This window comes from Peribacillus sp. NPDC060253, from assembly GCF_042727425.1.
Taxonomy (GTDB): domain Bacteria; phylum Bacillota; class Bacilli; order Bacillales; family DSM-1321; genus Peribacillus.
In genome coordinates, this window is sequence record NZ_JBHXAS010000097.1 from 1 (window position 1) to 17,918 (window position 17,918).

General features: G+C 37.2%; 16 protein-coding genes and 1 pseudogene. 4 read left to right on the forward strand and 13 right to left on the reverse strand.

Annotated features, from left to right (window positions below; translation table 11 throughout):
- Positions 1–275 precede the first annotated feature (275 nt).
- Positions 276–728 carry a DinB family protein gene (locus tag ACFWE9_RS20315; RefSeq protein ID WP_377358457.1) on the forward strand — a complete coding sequence of 151 codons (453 nt, stop codon included), beginning with the start codon at positions 276–278 and terminating at the stop codon, positions 726–728.
- A gap of 165 nt (positions 729–893) precedes the next feature.
- Here ACFWE9_RS20315 and ACFWE9_RS20320 read toward each other — a convergent pair whose 3' ends face one another.
- The 3 genes from ACFWE9_RS20320 to ACFWE9_RS20330 are packed head-to-tail and all read right to left on the reverse strand — an operon-like array spanning position 894 to position 2,820.
- On the reverse strand, positions 894–1,682 hold the full coding sequence (locus tag ACFWE9_RS20320) for an ABC transporter permease (RefSeq protein ID WP_230156546.1): 789 nt from the start codon (positions 1,680–1,682) through the stop codon (positions 894–896).
- On the reverse strand, positions 1,679–2,584 hold the full coding sequence (locus tag ACFWE9_RS20325) for an ABC transporter ATP-binding protein (RefSeq protein WP_377358459.1): 906 nt from the start codon (positions 2,582–2,584) through the stop codon (positions 1,679–1,681). The genes ACFWE9_RS20320 and ACFWE9_RS20325 overlap by 4 nt, the downstream gene beginning before the upstream one ends.
- Entirely contained in the window at positions 2,581–2,820 is a 240-nt protein-coding gene (locus ACFWE9_RS20330; RefSeq protein WP_230156550.1) for a PLD nuclease N-terminal domain-containing protein, read from the reverse strand. Before ACFWE9_RS20330 ends, ACFWE9_RS20325 begins: the two co-directional genes overlap by 4 nt.
- A gap of 128 nt (positions 2,821–2,948) precedes the next feature.
- Here ACFWE9_RS20330 and ACFWE9_RS20335 point away from each other — a divergent pair, with 128 nt between their 5' ends.
- Entirely contained in the window at positions 2,949–3,488 is a 540-nt protein-coding gene (locus ACFWE9_RS20335) for a transcriptional regulator (RefSeq protein WP_230156552.1), read from the forward strand.
- Between the two features lie 122 nt (positions 3,489–3,610).
- Here ACFWE9_RS20335 and ACFWE9_RS20340 read toward each other — a convergent pair whose 3' ends face one another.
- The 4 genes from ACFWE9_RS20340 to ACFWE9_RS20355 form a co-directional block, all read right to left on the reverse strand.
- On the reverse strand, positions 3,611–6,025 hold the full coding sequence (locus ACFWE9_RS20340; protein ID WP_377358462.1) for a heavy metal translocating P-type ATPase: 2,415 nt from the start codon (positions 6,023–6,025) through the stop codon (positions 3,611–3,613).
- Between the two features lie 77 nt (positions 6,026–6,102).
- The gene (copZ, locus tag ACFWE9_RS20345) at positions 6,103–6,309 is read right to left on the reverse strand and encodes a copper chaperone CopZ (protein ID WP_230156554.1); all 207 of its coding nucleotides are present in this window, start codon (positions 6,307–6,309) and stop codon (positions 6,103–6,105) included.
- A gap of 14 nt (positions 6,310–6,323) precedes the next feature.
- Positions 6,324–6,662 (reverse strand): metal-sensitive transcriptional regulator, encoded by a 339-nt coding sequence (locus ACFWE9_RS20350; protein WP_377358471.1) that lies wholly within the window; start codon positions 6,660–6,662, stop codon positions 6,324–6,326.
- Positions 6,663–6,876: 214 nt separating this feature from the next.
- On the reverse strand, positions 6,877–7,761 hold the full coding sequence (locus tag ACFWE9_RS20355; RefSeq protein ID WP_377358464.1) for a glycoside hydrolase family 73 protein: 885 nt from the start codon (positions 7,759–7,761) through the stop codon (positions 6,877–6,879).
- Between the two features lie 395 nt (positions 7,762–8,156).
- Here ACFWE9_RS20355 and ACFWE9_RS20360 point away from each other — a divergent pair.
- Positions 8,157–9,466, forward strand: a pseudogene (locus ACFWE9_RS20360) (IS1182 family transposase).
- Positions 9,467–9,600: 134 nt separating this feature from the next.
- Here ACFWE9_RS20360 and ACFWE9_RS20365 read toward each other — a convergent pair.
- The 6 genes from ACFWE9_RS20365 to ACFWE9_RS20390 all read right to left on the reverse strand — a co-directional run bounded on the left by ACFWE9_RS20365 (position 9,601) and on the right by ACFWE9_RS20390 (position 15,907).
- Positions 9,601–10,992 carry a HAMP domain-containing sensor histidine kinase gene (locus ACFWE9_RS20365; RefSeq protein WP_230156558.1) on the reverse strand — a complete coding sequence of 464 codons (1,392 nt, stop codon included), beginning with the start codon at positions 10,990–10,992 and terminating at the stop codon, positions 9,601–9,603.
- Entirely contained in the window at positions 10,976–11,623 is a 648-nt protein-coding gene (locus tag ACFWE9_RS20370) for a response regulator transcription factor (protein ID WP_377358466.1), read from the reverse strand. The genes ACFWE9_RS20365 and ACFWE9_RS20370 overlap by 17 nt, the downstream gene beginning before the upstream one ends.
- Before the next feature lie 90 nt (positions 11,624–11,713).
- Positions 11,714–12,958 carry a glycoside hydrolase family 5 protein gene (locus ACFWE9_RS20375; RefSeq protein WP_377358473.1) on the reverse strand — a complete coding sequence of 415 codons (1,245 nt, stop codon included), beginning with the start codon at positions 12,956–12,958 and terminating at the stop codon, positions 11,714–11,716.
- A 304-nt stretch (positions 12,959–13,262) separates the two neighbouring features.
- Complete coding sequence (locus tag ACFWE9_RS20380; protein ID WP_230156566.1) at positions 13,263–13,565, reverse strand: hypothetical protein; 303 nt, start codon at positions 13,563–13,565, stop codon at positions 13,263–13,265.
- Positions 13,566–13,764: 199 nt separating this feature from the next.
- A complete protein-coding gene (locus tag ACFWE9_RS20385) occupies positions 13,765–15,015 on the reverse strand; it encodes an ABC transporter permease (protein ID WP_377358468.1) in 1,251 nt (416 codons plus the stop codon).
- A complete protein-coding gene (locus ACFWE9_RS20390; RefSeq protein ID WP_230156568.1) occupies positions 15,008–15,907 on the reverse strand; it encodes an ABC transporter ATP-binding protein in 900 nt (299 codons plus the stop codon). The genes ACFWE9_RS20385 and ACFWE9_RS20390 overlap by 8 nt, the downstream gene beginning before the upstream one ends.
- A gap of 481 nt (positions 15,908–16,388) precedes the next feature.
- On the opposite strand from ACFWE9_RS20390, the gene ACFWE9_RS20395 reads away from it, so the two are divergent.
- On the forward strand, positions 16,389–17,147 hold the full coding sequence (locus ACFWE9_RS20395) for a GTP cyclohydrolase II (RefSeq protein WP_230156569.1): 759 nt from the start codon (positions 16,389–16,391) through the stop codon (positions 17,145–17,147).
- Positions 17,148–17,918: the final 771 nt, after the last annotated feature.

Consider the following 17,918-nt stretch of genomic DNA (forward strand, 5'->3'; position numbering starts at 1 on the left):
TTTTTATATAAATATCAGTGTTGAAATTATCTCTAATAATCGGCCTCCAATTTAGTGTCAGTCAAAAAACAAACGTGGTTGTTGGCTGGATTTAATGAAAAAATGATTAAATATAAGTCTTTATTGGCAAAAATGGGAACTCATTAATTCACTAGTATTTGTTCAGAAGTTACCAGTCGAAACTCACCAACATCCAGGTTTCGGCAGGTTACAATTCACCTTAGAAAGGTATTGTTTGAATATTGTCGAAAGGGTTAAGGTAAAGGAGTGAGTAAATGGAAAAGAACCGAGCAAAGAAAATGTATGATTATCATGTTTGGGCTAATACTCAAGTGTTCCAACACGTAAAAAAATTACCGGATGGAGTTTATGGTGATACGTTGAAAAGTGTCTTTACATCCATTAAGGACGTCTTGGTTCATCTTTACGCTACGGATATAACATGGCTGGAGATCATGAAAGGAAGCACCATTCAAGATACGTTTAGGAAAGTAGAGCAGCGGCGGGAAGAAGTGCGTGGAATCTCAATAAAAGGACTTGAATCCTGCTATGATGAACTTTATAAGGAATATGACAATTTTTTTGCTTTGGAGCCTGATCTCGAAAGGACCGTAGTAGCCGAACACCCCAAAATGGGGGTTTGTGAGTTTGTACTTGCCGACCTCATCCATCATGTGGTCAATCACGGTACCTATCATCGGGGTAATGTGTCAGCGATGCTCCATTAACAAGGCGAGCGTGGTGTACCTACAGATTATGTATTTTTCTGTTTAAAATAAGCTCGGTATAGCACCCGAAAAATTCAGGAAGAGTGCCGATGGTCCCTATGAATCATCGGCTTTTATTTGTATAGAATGGTAAATCAATAGGTGTATTCATTCACTAGTATTGCTTTATTCATGATTGAATTTTTTATTGGCAATCCAATAATTCGTTACAAAGAGCATCAAAACAATCCAGAATAGCGTTACAAGTAGGTTAGCAATTGCATTGGAACTTATTGTACCTGTGATGAGTACAGTCATGGCATGCTTGCTCATGCTTGCTGAATTTACAAAATCGATAACCGGACTTAAACCAACAATGATTCTGCAGCCTATGAGAAAAATAATCGAAATTAACGCAATAACACCTTGGCTGTTAAAAATAGTACTGATCATCGTTGTGAAAGTGACGATAAAAAGAATCCAAACAAGATATAATAAAAGTGCAGATATCATATGTGAAAATGGAACATTAGTAAAAAGGTAATTTGCATATAGATAAGAAGCAAAGTATCCAATTGCCACACTTAAAGCCGCTATCGAATAATGTGATACGATTTTTCCAGCTATATAGGAAATAACGGTAACAGGCCTAGTTAGAATAAACGCCAACATGCCATTTGCTTTGTCTGTTTGTATAATACCCATCATTGAGATTACAAGAATCATAAGTCCAAGCTGATCAAATTGAGACCCTAACGTACTGGCTAGTACTTCCCCCCCTCTTTGGGAAGTCATACTCGGATCAATGGTAATTCCCTGACCACCGCCTAATGCTTTCAAAATGGATGGCAGGTAATGAGTTACTATCGGTTGTGTGATCCCTAAAAAGATGAAAACGACAGGCAGCCAAATAACCTTAATATCCCGTACCATATGTATATATTCTTTTTTTAGCAGTACAATAAACTTTTTCATTTCACGACCACCATTTTCAAGAAAATATCTTCCAGAGTATCGTTATTCATATCGAATTTTACAATGTCCACTTTATTTTCAAGTGCATGTTCCAGTAACATATTTTTGTTTTTTTTGATGTTTTCAACCTTTATGTTGACTTTATGCCCAATGACCTCGACTTCCTTCACATAAGGTAATTTTTTTACAATCTCAACCCATTTTTGATCTTTCGCTGTAATTTCAACGCATAGCTTATTTTTGCCATTGCGGTTTAAGAGGTTGGAGATCGTCGTATCTTCAATTTTTATTCCATCTTTTATAATAACAAATCGTTCGCATATCTCTTCAGCATCGCTCAATATATGGGTGGATAATAAAATCGTCGTTTCTTTTTTTATTTCTCCAATCAAGTTAAGCACTTCTCTTCGGCCAACTGGATCCAATGCGGAAACAGGTTCATCCATGACAATAAGCGAAGGCTTATGCAGCAATGCTTGGGCAATGCCGAGTCTCTGTTTCATCCCTCCAGAATAAGTGCCAACTTTAGAATTTTCTTCACCACGAAGACCAACTTTAGCTAAAATCTCGGGTATTGTTTTTGTTAATTCTTCCTTTTTTAAACCAGATAGTTGCCCCATGAAAGTAAGCGTTTCTTTCGCTGTCATCCAATGAAAAAAATTAGGATACTGTGGCAGGTAGCCAATTTCACTTTTCATTTTCGATATTTCTTGGCCATTTAGCAAAACTTCACCTGCGTTTGGATCGGTTATATTTGAAATCACTTTTAGTAACGTGGATTTCCCCGCTCCATTCGGTCCGATTAAACCGACACATTCTCCCGATTCCAGTTCCATCGAGAAATTATCGACAGCGACTTTTCCTTTAAATGCTTTCGTCACATTCAGGATTTCCAACTTCATGATCTTTCACGATCCTTTCGCCCTATAACTAGGTACAGAATTGGACCGATTGTATTGACAAAAAGGATAACCAGTGTCCAGATGAGGACGTTTTCCCTTGTGTTTCTATGTCTGTACAAATCAATTAATGCAATGGATACCAATAGTAGACCTACTGCTAAAAACGGCAATATTATCGGGATAAAGGCCATTAAATCAATATCTTTTAGATCATCAAACCCATAGTGCAGTTTCATTTATTCACTCCCCTTTATTTCATTATCAGTATTGATAATGATAATAATAACTTCAAAGAGAGAGCATTGCAATACCCATTCTCATTATTTATAATAAGAATAAAAATACGACATACAAGGAGAACTTTATGATCAATAAAGTTGAAGTTTTAATGCACCCGGTAAGAATGAAAATTTCTCAAGTACTTATGAGGAACAATGAAAACGGTTTAACCCCCTTGGAAATGGTAAAAATCATTGAAGACGTACCACAAGCAACACTATATAGACATATACAAGTCATGTTGGATGCAGGCATCATTCGCGTTATTAAAGAAAAAAAGGTGAAATCCGTTTCCGAAAAATATTACGCTTTAAATGAAATGGAAGCTAAAATTAGTATAGAAGAATGGAAAAAAGCTTCTACTGAGAAGAAGCTTGATTATGTTTCCTATTATCAATTATCCCTTATGACACAATACCAAAGTTATCTTAAGAAATTGGAAGAACAAAACGACAAGGAAGACGGTGCAACTTTTTCCTTAGTGGAATTAAAGCTGGATGGAGATCACTTTATCCAATTTCAACATGAATTGAACGAATTAATGACTAAATACTATCATGCCTCGGCCAAAGGAAAAAATGCTCCCGTTCGGACGATCGCTGTTACGATCATTCCAGATACTTAATTTAGACCCTATTTTCGCTCTTGTTTAGGTGACAAGTGTCAATGATTCATTCTTCTAAGAATGCAAGTAGATAAAGGCATTGATACCAGTACCAATGCCTTCATAAAATATTTACATGATTTTTAGAGCTTTACCTTTTGTAGGCGAAGCGCATTCAATACGACTGAAACAGAACTGAAAGCCATGGCAGCACCTGCTAACCACGGGGCAAGGAGCCCGATTGCCGCAATCGGTATTCCGATTACGTTATAGGAAAAGGCCCAGAACAGGTTTTGCTTGATATTGCGCATCGTATTCCTGCTCATGAGGATTGCATCTGCAATGCTGTTTAAATCACCGCGGATCAAAGTGATATCCGCAGCTTCCATGGCTACGTCCGTCCCGGTTCCAATAGCCATTCCAATATCAGCCAGCGCAAGCGCGGGTGCATCATTTATACCATCCCCGACCATTGCCACTTTTTTGCCGGAAGCCTGAAGTTTTTTCACTTCGTCCGCTTTCCCTTCAGGAAGGACTTCTGCAATCACTTGGTCGATGCCCACTTGATTTCCGATGGCATTTGCTGTCCTTTGATTATCCCCCGTTATCATGATGACCCGGATATTCATCGCTTTTAACCTCTTAATCGCTGTAAGTGAGGTATCTTTAATCGTATCTGCAACAGCAATGAGGCCGGTATATTCACCATCAAAGCTAGCAAGCATTGCTGTTTTCCCCTGCTCTTCAAGCTCTTCCATTGCGATTAGCGCCTTTGTAATATCCACGTGATTTTGCTTCATCAATTTACGTGTTCCAATTAATAACACTTTTTCATCCACTATAGCCCTCACCCCATAACCGGGAATCGCTTCAAACTCCCCAACCGCGGCAAGTCTTATTTGCCTTGATTGAATTCCTTTTACGATCGATTGGGCAAGGGGATGCTCCGATTGTTTTTCAGCTGCACCGATAAGAGATAGAAACTGGACTTCTTCCATTCCGTTCTCGATAAGGACATCTGTCAAAACAGGGGTACCATTCGTAACCGTTCCCGTTTTATCCAAAATGACCGTATCAATATGGTGAGTGGTCTCCAAGTGTTCCCCTCCTTTAAATAAAATACCGAATTCAGCAGCTCGCCCCGATCCCGCCATGATGGATGTGGGAGTGGCCAAACCTAGGGCACATGGACAAGCTATGACAAGAACGGCAATCATCGCTTCCAAAGCGGGTGTGAATTGTCCAGGGTTAACCCATATCATCCAAACGAGAAAAGTTAAAAGGGCGATACCGACAACGATGGGAACGAAAACTCCGGAAATTTGGTCTGCAAGCCGTTGAATCGGAGCTTTAGACCCTTGAGCATCTTCGACGACCTTGATGATTTGAGAAAGAGCTGTATTCCTTCCGATTTTTGTTGCTTTCATTTTGAGAAAACCATTTTTATTTAATGTTGACCCAATCACAGTATCACCGATTGCTTTATCAACCGGAATGCTCTCACCCGTTAACATGGATTCATCAACGGCGGAGTTCCCTTCGACCACTTCTCCATCGACAGGGATTTTTTCACCCGGCTTCACCAAAACCACATCACCTACGATGACCTCTTCAAGGAGTATTTCACGTTCTTCCCCATTCCTTAACACTAATGCCGTTTTAGCTTGAAGGCTCATCAATTTTTTGATGGCCTCGGAGGAACGTCCTTTTGCTTTTGCTTCAAAAAGCTTCCCTAATAGGATGAGGGTGATAAGAATGGAACTTGTTTCAAAATAAAGTTGTGCCGTATGGTGGTGCAATCCGATCGAGATGAATGCCTGATAGACACTGTAAAAATAAGCAGCAGATGTTCCCATTGCGACTAATACATCCATATTGGCACTTTTATTTTTCAAGGCTTTATAAGCACCTACATAAAACTGCTTTCCGATGATGAATTGTACAGGAGTGGCAAGGGCCATTTGCACCCATGGATTCATGAGGAAATCAGGCATATAGATAAACGAAGTAAAGCTAAAATGGCTTACCATCGCCCATAGCAATGGAAAAGATAAAATGGCGGAAAAGATGAATTTATTCTTTTGTCTTTGAATTTCCTTTTGACGGAAATCCACTGATTCCATATTATCTTCCTTGATGATTGCCCCATACCCCAGCTTCTCGACTCTTTGAATAATGTCAACTGGTGAGGCTTCGCTGTGATCATATTCGACGGTCGCATTTTCGAGAGCTAGATTCACATTAGCCATGTTCACTCCATCCAACTTATTTAACCCTTTTTCAATTCGCGTTGCACAGGCAGCGCAGGTCATACCCGTAATGGTAAATTCCTTTTTCTCTTTTACCACATCGTAGCCAAGATCTTGAATCTTCTTTTCAAAGTCCTGGTTGCTTAATTTTTCTGCATCATATTTGATGACTGATTTCTCAAGGGCCAAATTAACGGTCGCTTCTTCAACGCCTTCCATTTTGTTTAACCCTTTTTCAATCCTTGATGCACATGCAGCACAAGTCATACCTGAAATTTGCATACTTGTTTCTTTAATATGGTTGCTCACATCATCCCCGCCTTCTATACCTATATGGGGTATAATTTTTTGTAAAAAAGAAGTGCTTTAGGCAGCACCCTCATCAATCACTCGACATCGTATCCTTGATCATCGATTGTTTCTTTTATTTTTTCAAGTGATACTTTTTCTTTATCAAACGCTACATCTACTTTTCCTGCATCCAAATGAACTTTTACACTTTCCACACCTGACAGCTTTCCTACATTTCCTTCAACGGCATTCACACAATGACCACAAGACATTCCACTTACATTCAATGTTACATTTTCCATAACACACTACTCCTTTATTTTTTCATTAATTTTTGAATCGTTATAAGCACTTCATCTATGACCGCTGTATCCCCATCATTCAGCCGTTCAACCACACAATTCTTTAGATGGCCCTCTAATAAAATCTTGGCCACACTATTCATTGCGCTTTGTGTAGCAGCTATCTGGGTAATCACATCATCACAATACGTATCTTTTTCAATAAGACCCTTTATACCGCGAATTTGACCTTCGATACGATTTAACCGGGTCGTTAAATTCTTTTTTACTGCTTCTGAGTGATGACTCGTTCGGCCGTGGGAAGAGGTCGAACAGCATTCTTCTTCATTCATCGAATCTTGACCCTTTATCATTTCATCCATTGCCCATCCCCTCCTCACAAATTAATATACCATACCCTCCTACCCTATGCAAAGAATGTGGTTTATGTTCAGTATTTACTACAATTTTATTTCTTTATTCATTTCGTTGGGATTTGGTCTTACTATATGGCCAAGCAACTAAGCTCACTTTCACATTATAAGGGACAGGTGAGTAGCAGTTCATCCATACATTTTTATTAAAACATTAACCATAACCAAGTTGGGCTTCACTATCAATTAATTGTAATTGATACTGCCTAATCAATTCTATTAATAACTCACTATATATTTTCTCGCCCGCTTCATTTTCTATTGTACTATACCCTGCTTCTTGTAATGCTGTCGCCTGCTCCGTATAAGTTTTAGAAGAAAATAAACCATTCTTTTCATATCGAGGATTTTCAGTTAAAAAAGCTGCATGATCTTGGAGAGAATCGGAAATCGTATCATACACTCTAAAATCAGCTTGAATATTCTCTTCATGAAATTCTCTCGTACTTATATTTGCCGACTTGCCATCCCAGTTATAACTTTTTATCCCAAATATATTGTTATACTTCACAGACAACTCTGATTTTCCCCAACCGGATTCCAATATAGCTTGTGCTATTGTAATAGAAGGAAGAATACCATTTTCTTTATAATTATCAATGGCCCCCTCTTTTATGCTGGAAATGAAACTCACTTGCACGCTATCATTATTTTCTATATTTGAGCTAGTCTCACCATTTAAATATTTCAAATATGCATTGACTTCTTTTTTTTGTTTTTCACTATAAGCTAACGCTTCAATCACTTCATCAACCTCTTTCAATTGATATTGGTTTCTCTTCTTCTCAATAAACAGATTTGCCGTCTTTTCTATTTCTTGCTTTGTCATTGTGTCTAGTTCATATTCCACACTCGCTATCGCAGCAACGTCTTTCCAGTTCACTTGTATTTTCCCAATACTTGTCTTATCAACAACATTTTGAATTTCTTTCATTTTTTCTGTAGAAATTGAGTTTATATCAAATAATTTTATAAAATTCAGAGCTCCTATCAATATCAATGTAAAAAAAATGATTTTTCCTAAACTTGCTCGTTTCACTTTTCTTCCCCTTTTCATCCCTTATTTGGAACATCGAAAGTCCATCTCTGATTTATATAGTACCTTTCATATGTCACAACAGTATGACAAAAAAGCATCACCAATGTGGTGATGCCCCAGACTGTAGACAAACTCGATGAAAATCGAGTTTGCCTACAATATTTTTTTTGCTTTTACAATTTGGACGTTGATTTCCACTCCAGGCACTCGCTTTCCGCGGGCGGTCCGGGAGCCTCCTCGGCTTTCGCCTGCGGGGTCTCCCTTAGACGCGCTTTTCCCGCAGGAGTCTCGTTCCTTCCGTTCCAATCAACTTTGTTTTAACTTTTAGATAGAACCCTTTTGCCTAGAGTCTTTTTTGTTTTAAAATAGAAGTATTAAAACTTGAGGTGATGAGGATGCTTTCTAAACATGATTCTATTCAGCGAGATCAACTGGAAATGATTACTTTAGATCAACTGGTGCCACCGAACCATTTGGTTCGGAAAGTGGAGGCTGCCATTGATTTCACTTTCATTTATGACTTGGTGAAAGATATGTATTCAGAGGTAGGACGCCCAAGTATTGATCCAGTTATTTTAGTGAAACTGACATTCATCCAATATACCTTCGGTATTCGTTCCATGCGTAAAACGATTGAAGAAGTTGAAACAAATATGGCGTACCGTTGGTTCTTAGGCTACGGTTTCCATGATAAAGCACCTCATTTCTCTACGTTCAGGAAAAATTATGAGCGACGCTTTAAAGATACAGACCTGTTTGAACAGATTTTCTATCGCATTTTAATGACAGCTGCTGATAGAAAGTTGATAAGTGCAGAGCACATATTCGTCGATTCCACACATGTGAAAGCCAGTGCGAACAAGAGGAAATTTGAAAAGAAAATCGTTCGCAAAGAAACACGAGCGTATCAAGGACGCCTTCAAGATGAAATAAATCAAGATCGTGAAAATCATGGAAAGAAGCCTTTTCCACCAGATAAATTTGTTAAGGAAGAAACCAAAGGAATAAAAGAAAGTACAACTGATTCTGAGAGTGGCTACTATGTGAAAGATGAACGAACAAAACAGTTTGCCTATTCATTCCACGCGGCCGCAGACCTCAACGGTTTTGTATTAGGAACGATTGTAACACCTGGAAATACACATGATAGTCATATCTTAGAGCCACTTGTTGAACAAGTGATTGAGAAAGTTGTAAAACCGGAAGCCGTTGCCGCAGATGCAGCTTATAAAACACCGGCGATTACAAACTACCTATTTAACAAAAAAATCATACCGGCTTTACCCTATACACGTCCTCGAACAATTGTTACCTTTGCCCTTCGGGCGAGTTATAAACGTACTCAACAACAAATAAAGAGGGCTATCGCGAGTACAAATCGCCCAAACACATCTGTACAATATGCTCATCTTTATCACAGTGTACAGAAAGCAAAGTTTATCAAAAAGTGGTGACACGGCATATCTGGCAAACGCATGTGGAAGAAGCAGATCATCTGCGTCATCATCAAGATGTAAGACCTATATATGCGAAACGTAAAGAAACGATTGAGCTTGTATTCGTAGATGCAAAAGAAAAGCATGGTATGCGTTGGACTACTTTAAGGGGACTTAAAAAATTATCGATGCAGACGATGCTTACTTTCGCTGCCATTAATTTAAAGAAGATGGCCAATTGGACATGGCAAGATCCAAAAATGGCCTAACATAGTGGGCTCGTAGAGCCCCAATCTCTTAACTTTAGGCGAAAATTCAAAAGGGGTTTCAAAAGGGGTTCGGAATTTTTTAATTCCGAACCCCTTTTGTCTACAAACTGAAGCATCACCAATGTGGTGATGCCCTACTGTGTTTCAAACCATATCGTAAAATGAATATTCATCCCGTTTAAAGTAACTTCATATCTTAAATCATTTTTAGCCAATATATTGGCTACTATTGCCAAGCCCAATCCCGTTCCAGAAATTTCTTTATTTCTCGATTCTTCTATCACATAAAAAGAATCCCATATATTTTGCAAATGTTCTTCTTTTACTATTGTTGTTTTATTTTTTATTTCGAATTTCAAACTGCCGTCAAGATCATTCTCCAATGTTATGACAAAAAAGTCTTCTTCCCCATACTTAATGGCGTTGCTAATAAGGTTGTTAAATACAATATCCATTTGTCTTTTATCTGCTTTTACCATGCATTTCTCAGCTGAATCTAAGTGATCGCGAACTTCTATGCCATCGTTATTCAATAGAGCTTTATAATGTAAAATTAACTTTTGGAGAAACACTCTTAAATCAAACATTTCTTTGCTAACATCCAAGGCTTGAACTTTAGCAAGCATAATTAAATGATCTACCATATCGGATGTATTTCTCACTTGTTCCAAGATAACATTCGTATATGTGCCATCATCAAAGCCATCCTTTATGCCTATTGTATAGGCTTGTATTAATGATAATGGTGTTTTTACTTCATGGGATATGTTTGATACCAATGTATTTAAATTTTGATTTTTCATTTCTAATTGGAAATGGGCATTTTTTAAGCGAGTGCTCATATCATTGATACTGTGAGATAATTCCTCTATTTCATCTCCCGACTTTATATTTACTTGTTTAAAGTTCAAATTGGCAATATCCTTTGCCACACTTTGTAGCTTTTCTAATGGAGTAATGATTTTTTTAGAATAATAAGCGACTAACAATAAGATAATGATGATTCCGAAAACAATGGAGTAAAAATTTAATTGATTGATAATTTTCATTGCATCGGTATTATGAACGACAACTGTACCGATTAAAACAAGATGACCCTCCTGTTCATACAATAAAGTCAGAAAGCTTGACTTTATTTTCCCTTGATTATATAACTGTTTAACTGTCTTACCCTCGTTAACCTTTTTTATTGTATCTTCCGTTATCCAAAACTTATTCAATGGAATTTTTTCTTTGTATAGGCTAAATTGCATTAGCTCATTCAGTTCATCGATATTACCAGTGCTTTCAATGATAACGATTGTTACATTATTAACACTTTCGGCGGAATTTTCGATTTCCATTAACTTATTAATACTCAAATCATTTATTTCATCATATGTTGAAGTGAGTTTTTGCTTCATTTTATACAAATAATAATCAGACAAGAAATAGTTGTTCAATAAATAAGATACACCGAAAACGATTACCATTATTATACTGACCATGGATAATAATTTATTGCTTATTTTATTGCTCTTTATCATGGAAGCTATACCCCAATCCCCTATGAGTGAGAATGTTGTGCGCACCAATCTTATCCCGCAATCTATTAATATGTGTGTCGACTGTTCTTTCTTCACAGATATAACTCATACCCCATACCATTGATAACAAGGTATCTCTGGACAATATTTGTCCTTTATTTTTATACAAAAACGCCAACAACTCAAATTCTTTTTTGTAAAGGCTAATTTCATTACCATTTCTATATACTTTCATTCTAAGTAAATCGATTTTCAAGTCCCTGATTCCAACTATTTTTTCCATACCAAGCATCTTTTTCACCCTAAGAATCAAGATTCGTGGGTCAAATGGTTTTCGGATATACTCATCGGCTCCAATATCAAGTGCACTGAATTCATCATCATTAGAAGACCTTGCTGTCAACATCACTATTTTCACCATGCTCATTTTCTTTATTTGGGAACAAACTTCCAAACCGTTTAATTTCGGCATCATCCAATCCAACACAACCAAATCGATTTTATTAGAAAAGAAGAGATCCAAAGCCTCTTCACCATCAAAGGCAACATACACATTAAATCCTTCTTTCTCGAAATAAGTCTTCAATATGGCTGTCAATCGTTTTTCATCATCAGCTATCAAAATATTCATTGGAAAATACTCTCCTTATACATCCTAAAAAAGTGAAACCTTATTATAAGACTTCACTTTCTTTTTATGTTTTATTACAAATCAAATTTATTACCTCATAAGTTCCTTTTTCAACACATTCCAAATCGGATTATTTACTTCTATTTCTTCTCTGTTTGGCTTTTCACCATTCTCTACCGCCTCCCAGTATTCCCATTTAGGTGCCTGATTCCCGAGTTGATAATCCATCCCTTCCCAAGTATCTTCACGGAATGCATAAAAGGACCAATGCCATCCATATTCATTGAAAACTGATATTAGGTCGGCTATATACCTGTCGGAGCCTTCGACGCTACGATTAATACCAAATTCTTCGGCTATGATCCGATTAGCTGGTATATTATTTTCTTTTGCCCACTTCCTAACAGGTTCTAAAAATTCCTTTAACGCACTTCTATCAAATGTTTTCTCTGTTTTTCCTTCTCCAACTCTCACTGGGCCAGGGTATTTGTATTTAAATCCTTTTCTTTTATTTTGACTTGTCATCTCATATGGCTCATACATATGGAACGCATATAGAACTTTATCATCCTTAATTGGTTTTAAATATTTAAATGCCCATGGTGTGGCATAAAGACCAGAATTCAGGATAATAGGTGTATCTTTATCCACAGTTCGAACGGAATGTACAATGGTTTTATACAATTCATTTAAATCTGCTGCTGAATTTTCTACTTTGTTATACCACCTACTATAATCCTCTGACCAAAAATCATTGAATCCTGATGCCGTTTCGGGATGTGGTTCATTAATCAAGTTATATCCTATCACAGCAGGATGATCCTTCAATCTCAGCGCTAGATCCCTCCAGAATAAAGCGGATTGTTGATGATACCTAAAATCTTTCCATATGTGATCATCATTTTCATAATTATTAAACTGGCGCCATCGATTTCCTGGAAGACTTAGTACTGTCAATACAACCTTAGATCCATGTTCATACGCAGAATCCAGATCTGACTTCAATTCTGCAAAATCTTCCTCATCGATACCTTTGTATTCATCTGCATTTCCCATTAAAAAATCTTTTTTAGGCTGATCATCAGGCTGGTCATTAAACAAGAAATCATGGTCTTTTGCCCATTTATCTGGAGCCAAACGAATATATTCAATATTAACCTCATTAGCAGCTTTATAGTTTTCAGGTAAGGATTTCGAATTCATAAAATTCGTCCCCTTTTTCTGTTCAGCCCAAAACCCAACCTTACCATTAGAGGTGTCGTCAGCTATTAGTTCTAGCTCTTTTTCCTCCTTCGGATTAATCGTACTGCATCCAGATACGAATAGTACCATCATTGTCGATATAAAGGAAATCAAAATTTTAATAATTTTCATGTAGTTCTCCTAACCTATATTTTTTTCAAGTTCACCACTCATATGTATTGTAGAAAATGTTTGTTACAGAAATGTCACAATGATTTCTCTGGCCTACAAACCATCCTTTACGTAAGGTTCCTATATAGTAAGAAACAATCTTGCTTGACTCACAGAAACAACCAGAACAATGAGTTAAATCTGTAATACGAAAACAAAAAAACGCTGAAACATGTATCCTCAGCGTTTTTTTGTCTATTTGATTTAAGATCCCTAAATTTGATGATCACTGTCCGTTTGAAATATTATGATTCCTTTTCTTTTTCACTAAAAGAATGATGGCAATGATAAAAGCTACTACGCTATAGATCCAGGTAAACATAAAGGCCAGGCCCAATCCGATATTCGCATCCATATAATCGCTTTTCACATGATCTATGGCTAAATATAGAAGCGGTGCACCTCCAATGATGAGCAGGATGACCAAGAGAACATTCAATTTCGGATTCCTTGTTGATAAAATAATAATGATAAAGGATAGCAAGAGAAACGCTTCCGATACTATCGTCAAAGTTACCAGATTGCTCATCATAATTCACTCCTAATCGTGGTTGCATTAATGGAATATTTTAGTTGTGTTCACTTATATCTATGTTCCTTTTCAATCCTTTTTCATAAATCCCATAATATTTATTTATCATTAACTGTGTGTACTGCTGACTATAGGGCACAACTTATTAAAAAAACCTGAATACCTCCAAAAGGCAATGAAGGATCCAGGTTTCATGTTAATGTTTCTTTGATAATTGCAATGCATTCTTGATGCTTTTCAATGATTTTGAGCTTCCATACATCAAGACTCCACCACGATAGATTTTTGCTCCGATTATTCCAAGTAAAACAATGGTTAAGATCAATACTGCAATGCTGATGGCGATTTCCCAAAATGGGACATCGAGCATGCCTACGCGTAGGAACATGATCATTGGCGTGAAAAATGGAATGAAAGAGGTAATCGTAATATAACTGGCTGAAGGATTACCCAATCCAAACATTGCAATCATAAAGGCAATGACCACCAACATGGTCATCGGTGAAATCATTTGCTGGACATCTTCAATTTTGCTGACAACGGACCCAAGACATGCCGCAAGAGTCGCGTACAGAAGATAGCCAAGTAAAGCGAAAATGATCGCATAAATGATCGTTGAGATATTGATGTTGCCGAAACCAAAAAATGAAAAGAATCCTTCATTCATACCTGTCAGGTTTTGTTTAATCGAGAAATAGCCCACTCCAAAAAATAAAATCATTTGAGTAAGACTAAGCAAAGCTACCCCCATTATTTTGGCAAACATCTGCGTGACTGGCGGGACACTTGAAATCAGGATTTCCATGACTCGTGATGTTTTTTCAGTGGCTACTTCCATTGCAATCATCGTTGCATACATCAATACACCGAAGTAAATGACGAATAAGAGCACATACACGAGACCGCGTGCTTGATTCAGGTCTTCTTCCGTTTTGGCATTTTTCTGAAGCGCAATCGTTTCAAAGGCTGGCGGCGTATTCAATTGAGCGATTTGCTGCTCCGTCAATTTCAGTTCCTTCGTCGTTATTTGACTTTTCAATTGGGTAAGTGCGAGAAGCAAATCATTGCTTACCATGGAATCTGAAATTTGATTCGCTTTATACGTTCCTTTGAAGCCGACGCTGTCATCGTTTTCGATTAACAGATACCCAACGATTTCTTCAGCGCTAACCATTTCCTCCGCTTCCTTTTCATCCTTGGCGGATAGTACTGAGAGATCTTCGTTCACACCTGCTACCGCACTTTTGTAAGGAGCAAATAAACGATTTTCAGTTTGATCGATAACGGCAACCTTTTCCTGATCATCACTATCGAATGTATCAATAAGCTTCGAAATATTCGTAAGAACAAGAATCAAGGCCATCATAATGATTGTAGAAATGATAAAGGATTTCGTTTTTAATTTTGATAGATATGTATGGGAAAGAACAATCCAAAATTTATTCATAGACTGCACCTACTTTTTCAATGAAAATATCAGTCAGCGAAGGTTCTTCCAATTCGAATTTTCGAACGAACCCTTTTGGAACAAGATCACGAATCATGGTCTCGGCTACATCTTCACCAGTGACTTGAAGGATTTTCCCTTCCATCGTATTCTTAACTTTTGTTACACCAGGATACGTATCCAAGAAAGATAAATCAAAATCAGCTTTAATTGACACATTCTTTTTACCAAAAGAACGCTTAATTTCTTTTAATTTCCCAGCCACAACCGGGGAACCTTTATGCATGATGCATAGATGCTCACACATCTCCTCAACATGTTCCATGCGATGGCTCGAGAAAACGATCGTCGTCCCGCCGTCCCTTAAATCGATGACCGCTTTCTTCAGTATTTCCACATTAACTGGATCCAGCCCGCTAAAAGGTTCGTCGAGAATAAGTAATTCAGGTTTATGAATCATGGAAGCGATCAGCTGGATTTTTTGCTGATTTCCCTTTGAAAGCTCTTCAACTCGCTTGTCGATGTACTCGGGTACCATAAAGCGGTCTAACCAATACTCCAGCTCTTTTAAAGCATCCCTTTTATTCATCCCTCTTAATCTAGCCAAATACACTATTTGATCGCGCACCTTCAGTTTAGGATATAGTCCCCTTTCCTCCGGAAGATAACCAATCAATGAGCTGTTCGTATAATCGATTTTCTTACCCTCCCAACTTATTTCTCCTTCAGTTGGGTCAAGCAGGCCGAGTACCATCCTAAATGTGGTCGTTTTCCCCGCTCCGTTCCCACCTAAAAACCCAAACATTTCTTTCTCTGGGATCGTTAAATCAAGCTGATTGACAGCTGTGAAATCCCCAAATTTTTTCGTGACTTCCTTGATTTGTAAAGCCAATGGACAACCTCCTATTATATGATTCTTTTACTATATTATCGGAAATGTTTTCCAATTTCAACTATCACCAAGAAAGAAATGACTCCTTTTCTCCTACGATTATATGCAAATTTCAAGAAAAAATTTCTACTTCCTAGCCTCTTGAAAAGAATTGCAATAAGACCGCTTTTAAGGTTTTCCGTTTGCTCAGTACTCAAATAGTTTTTTCTGCCAACCTTAGGAAAACTTCCCCTCCTCTTATCGCTTACAATTGACCTATTCATATACCTTAGCGTCTCCAACATACCCTGTCACGAAAAAAACTGAATGGCCTTATGTACCATTTCCCTATAGTAATTTGGAGCTTTTGCTTTTTTTAAAACAAAAGATTCACAAAAGAGTGATTGGGTACAATATGAACAGAACTATAAAGAATAAATGGTCCAAAATAATATTTTGCCAAACAGTAAACTAAATATTTTGTAGCATCAGGAGGAAGTATATGATTAATGAAAAAGTGGCGATGATATTAGAAGATAAAATTAACGTGATTAAAAATGGTGAAAAATCCATTTATTTAGTCGGCCCCATAAAATTACCCGTTAACTTAGATGGCGAAACAACTGTATTCCAATGGTATTGCTGGTTACCATGTGAGAATATGGCAGGTCATTTTTGTAATGATGGCTCTTATAATATGGAAAAGATCATTGAAACTTTAGCCTCTTCCAATTTAGCGGAAATGCAGCAATCAAGTGTGTTACTGTATGGAGATTTTCAACATTCCGCCGATGCACTTATCCGTATGCATAGTATTTGTCATACTGGCGATATATTTGGCAGCAAACGCTGTGATTGTGGCTTTCAATTAAAGCAGGCTATGAAAATGATTGCGAATCAAGGAACCGGTGCTTTATTTTATTTAGCCAATCACGAAGGAAGAGGGATCGGATTATTTAGTAAAGCCATGGCTTATGTACTGCAAGAAAAAGGATTGGATACGGTGGAAGCGAATTTGGAGCTTGGATTTGTGGATGATGCACGTAACTATGATGACGCCATTCGAGTGTTAAAAAACCTGCGCTCTAATCCAGTGACTCTTATCACCAACAATCCGAGAAAATTAGAAGCCCTTCAAAAGTCAGGTGCCAATGTTGCAGGCAGAGTTCCGTTATGGGGAGATATTTCCGAGTTTAATGAAAAATATTTAAAAACTAAAGTGGTACGTTCAGGTCATTTAAAAGATAATAAAAATGAATGACTGATTTGTTTTATATGAAATTGGCTATACGAATGTTTCCGAATTTGGAATAACCGAGGGGTTTTTCTAAAGAACGAAGTTTAAAATAAAATGCCCAATCATCACAATGATCATTGACCCATCATTTTGTTTGGCAACCTGGTTAATCTCATTATTTCTAAATTAGGGAACTAATTTAGAAATAATGGTAAGTACGCATCCCCCTTCCCTAAGAGTTTGCCGAATATGAATAAGATGTACAAGCTTGCACCCAACGAAAGAAATAAAAATCCAGTATAAAATTGCAATGTTCACATAAGGACTGATCTCGCTTCAAAATACGCGACAAAAAAAGCTGAAACCTTTGTATTAACAAGATTCCAACCTTTAAAAATATGAATACTTGAAAAAACTCTAGCCCAAGAGCCCTTCCCCTGTCCATTTTGTTTTATGAAATCAGTCTAGTTTAACTTCGTTAAATATTTCTGAAATAGATTGATTTAATAATGTTTCTATAGACCTTACAATCATTTCAGTAAAATAAGGTAAGCGCGAAAAATTAATTATGTGAGCAAATGTGCATAATCATCATCAGGTTCGGCTCTCCAATTAACAGCAATCAAAGAGAAACAGAATACCAAATTACCCAACAAATGGATTTTATGGGAAAAATGGTCATCTGAAAAGTATACTAGTCGTTTTGAGCATTTAATGAAATTGAAATTATACCATTTATCATTTAGTGCTTTTGTTTAAAAAAAGGTGAAGTCTTAAGTCTCCTTCTTTTTATAT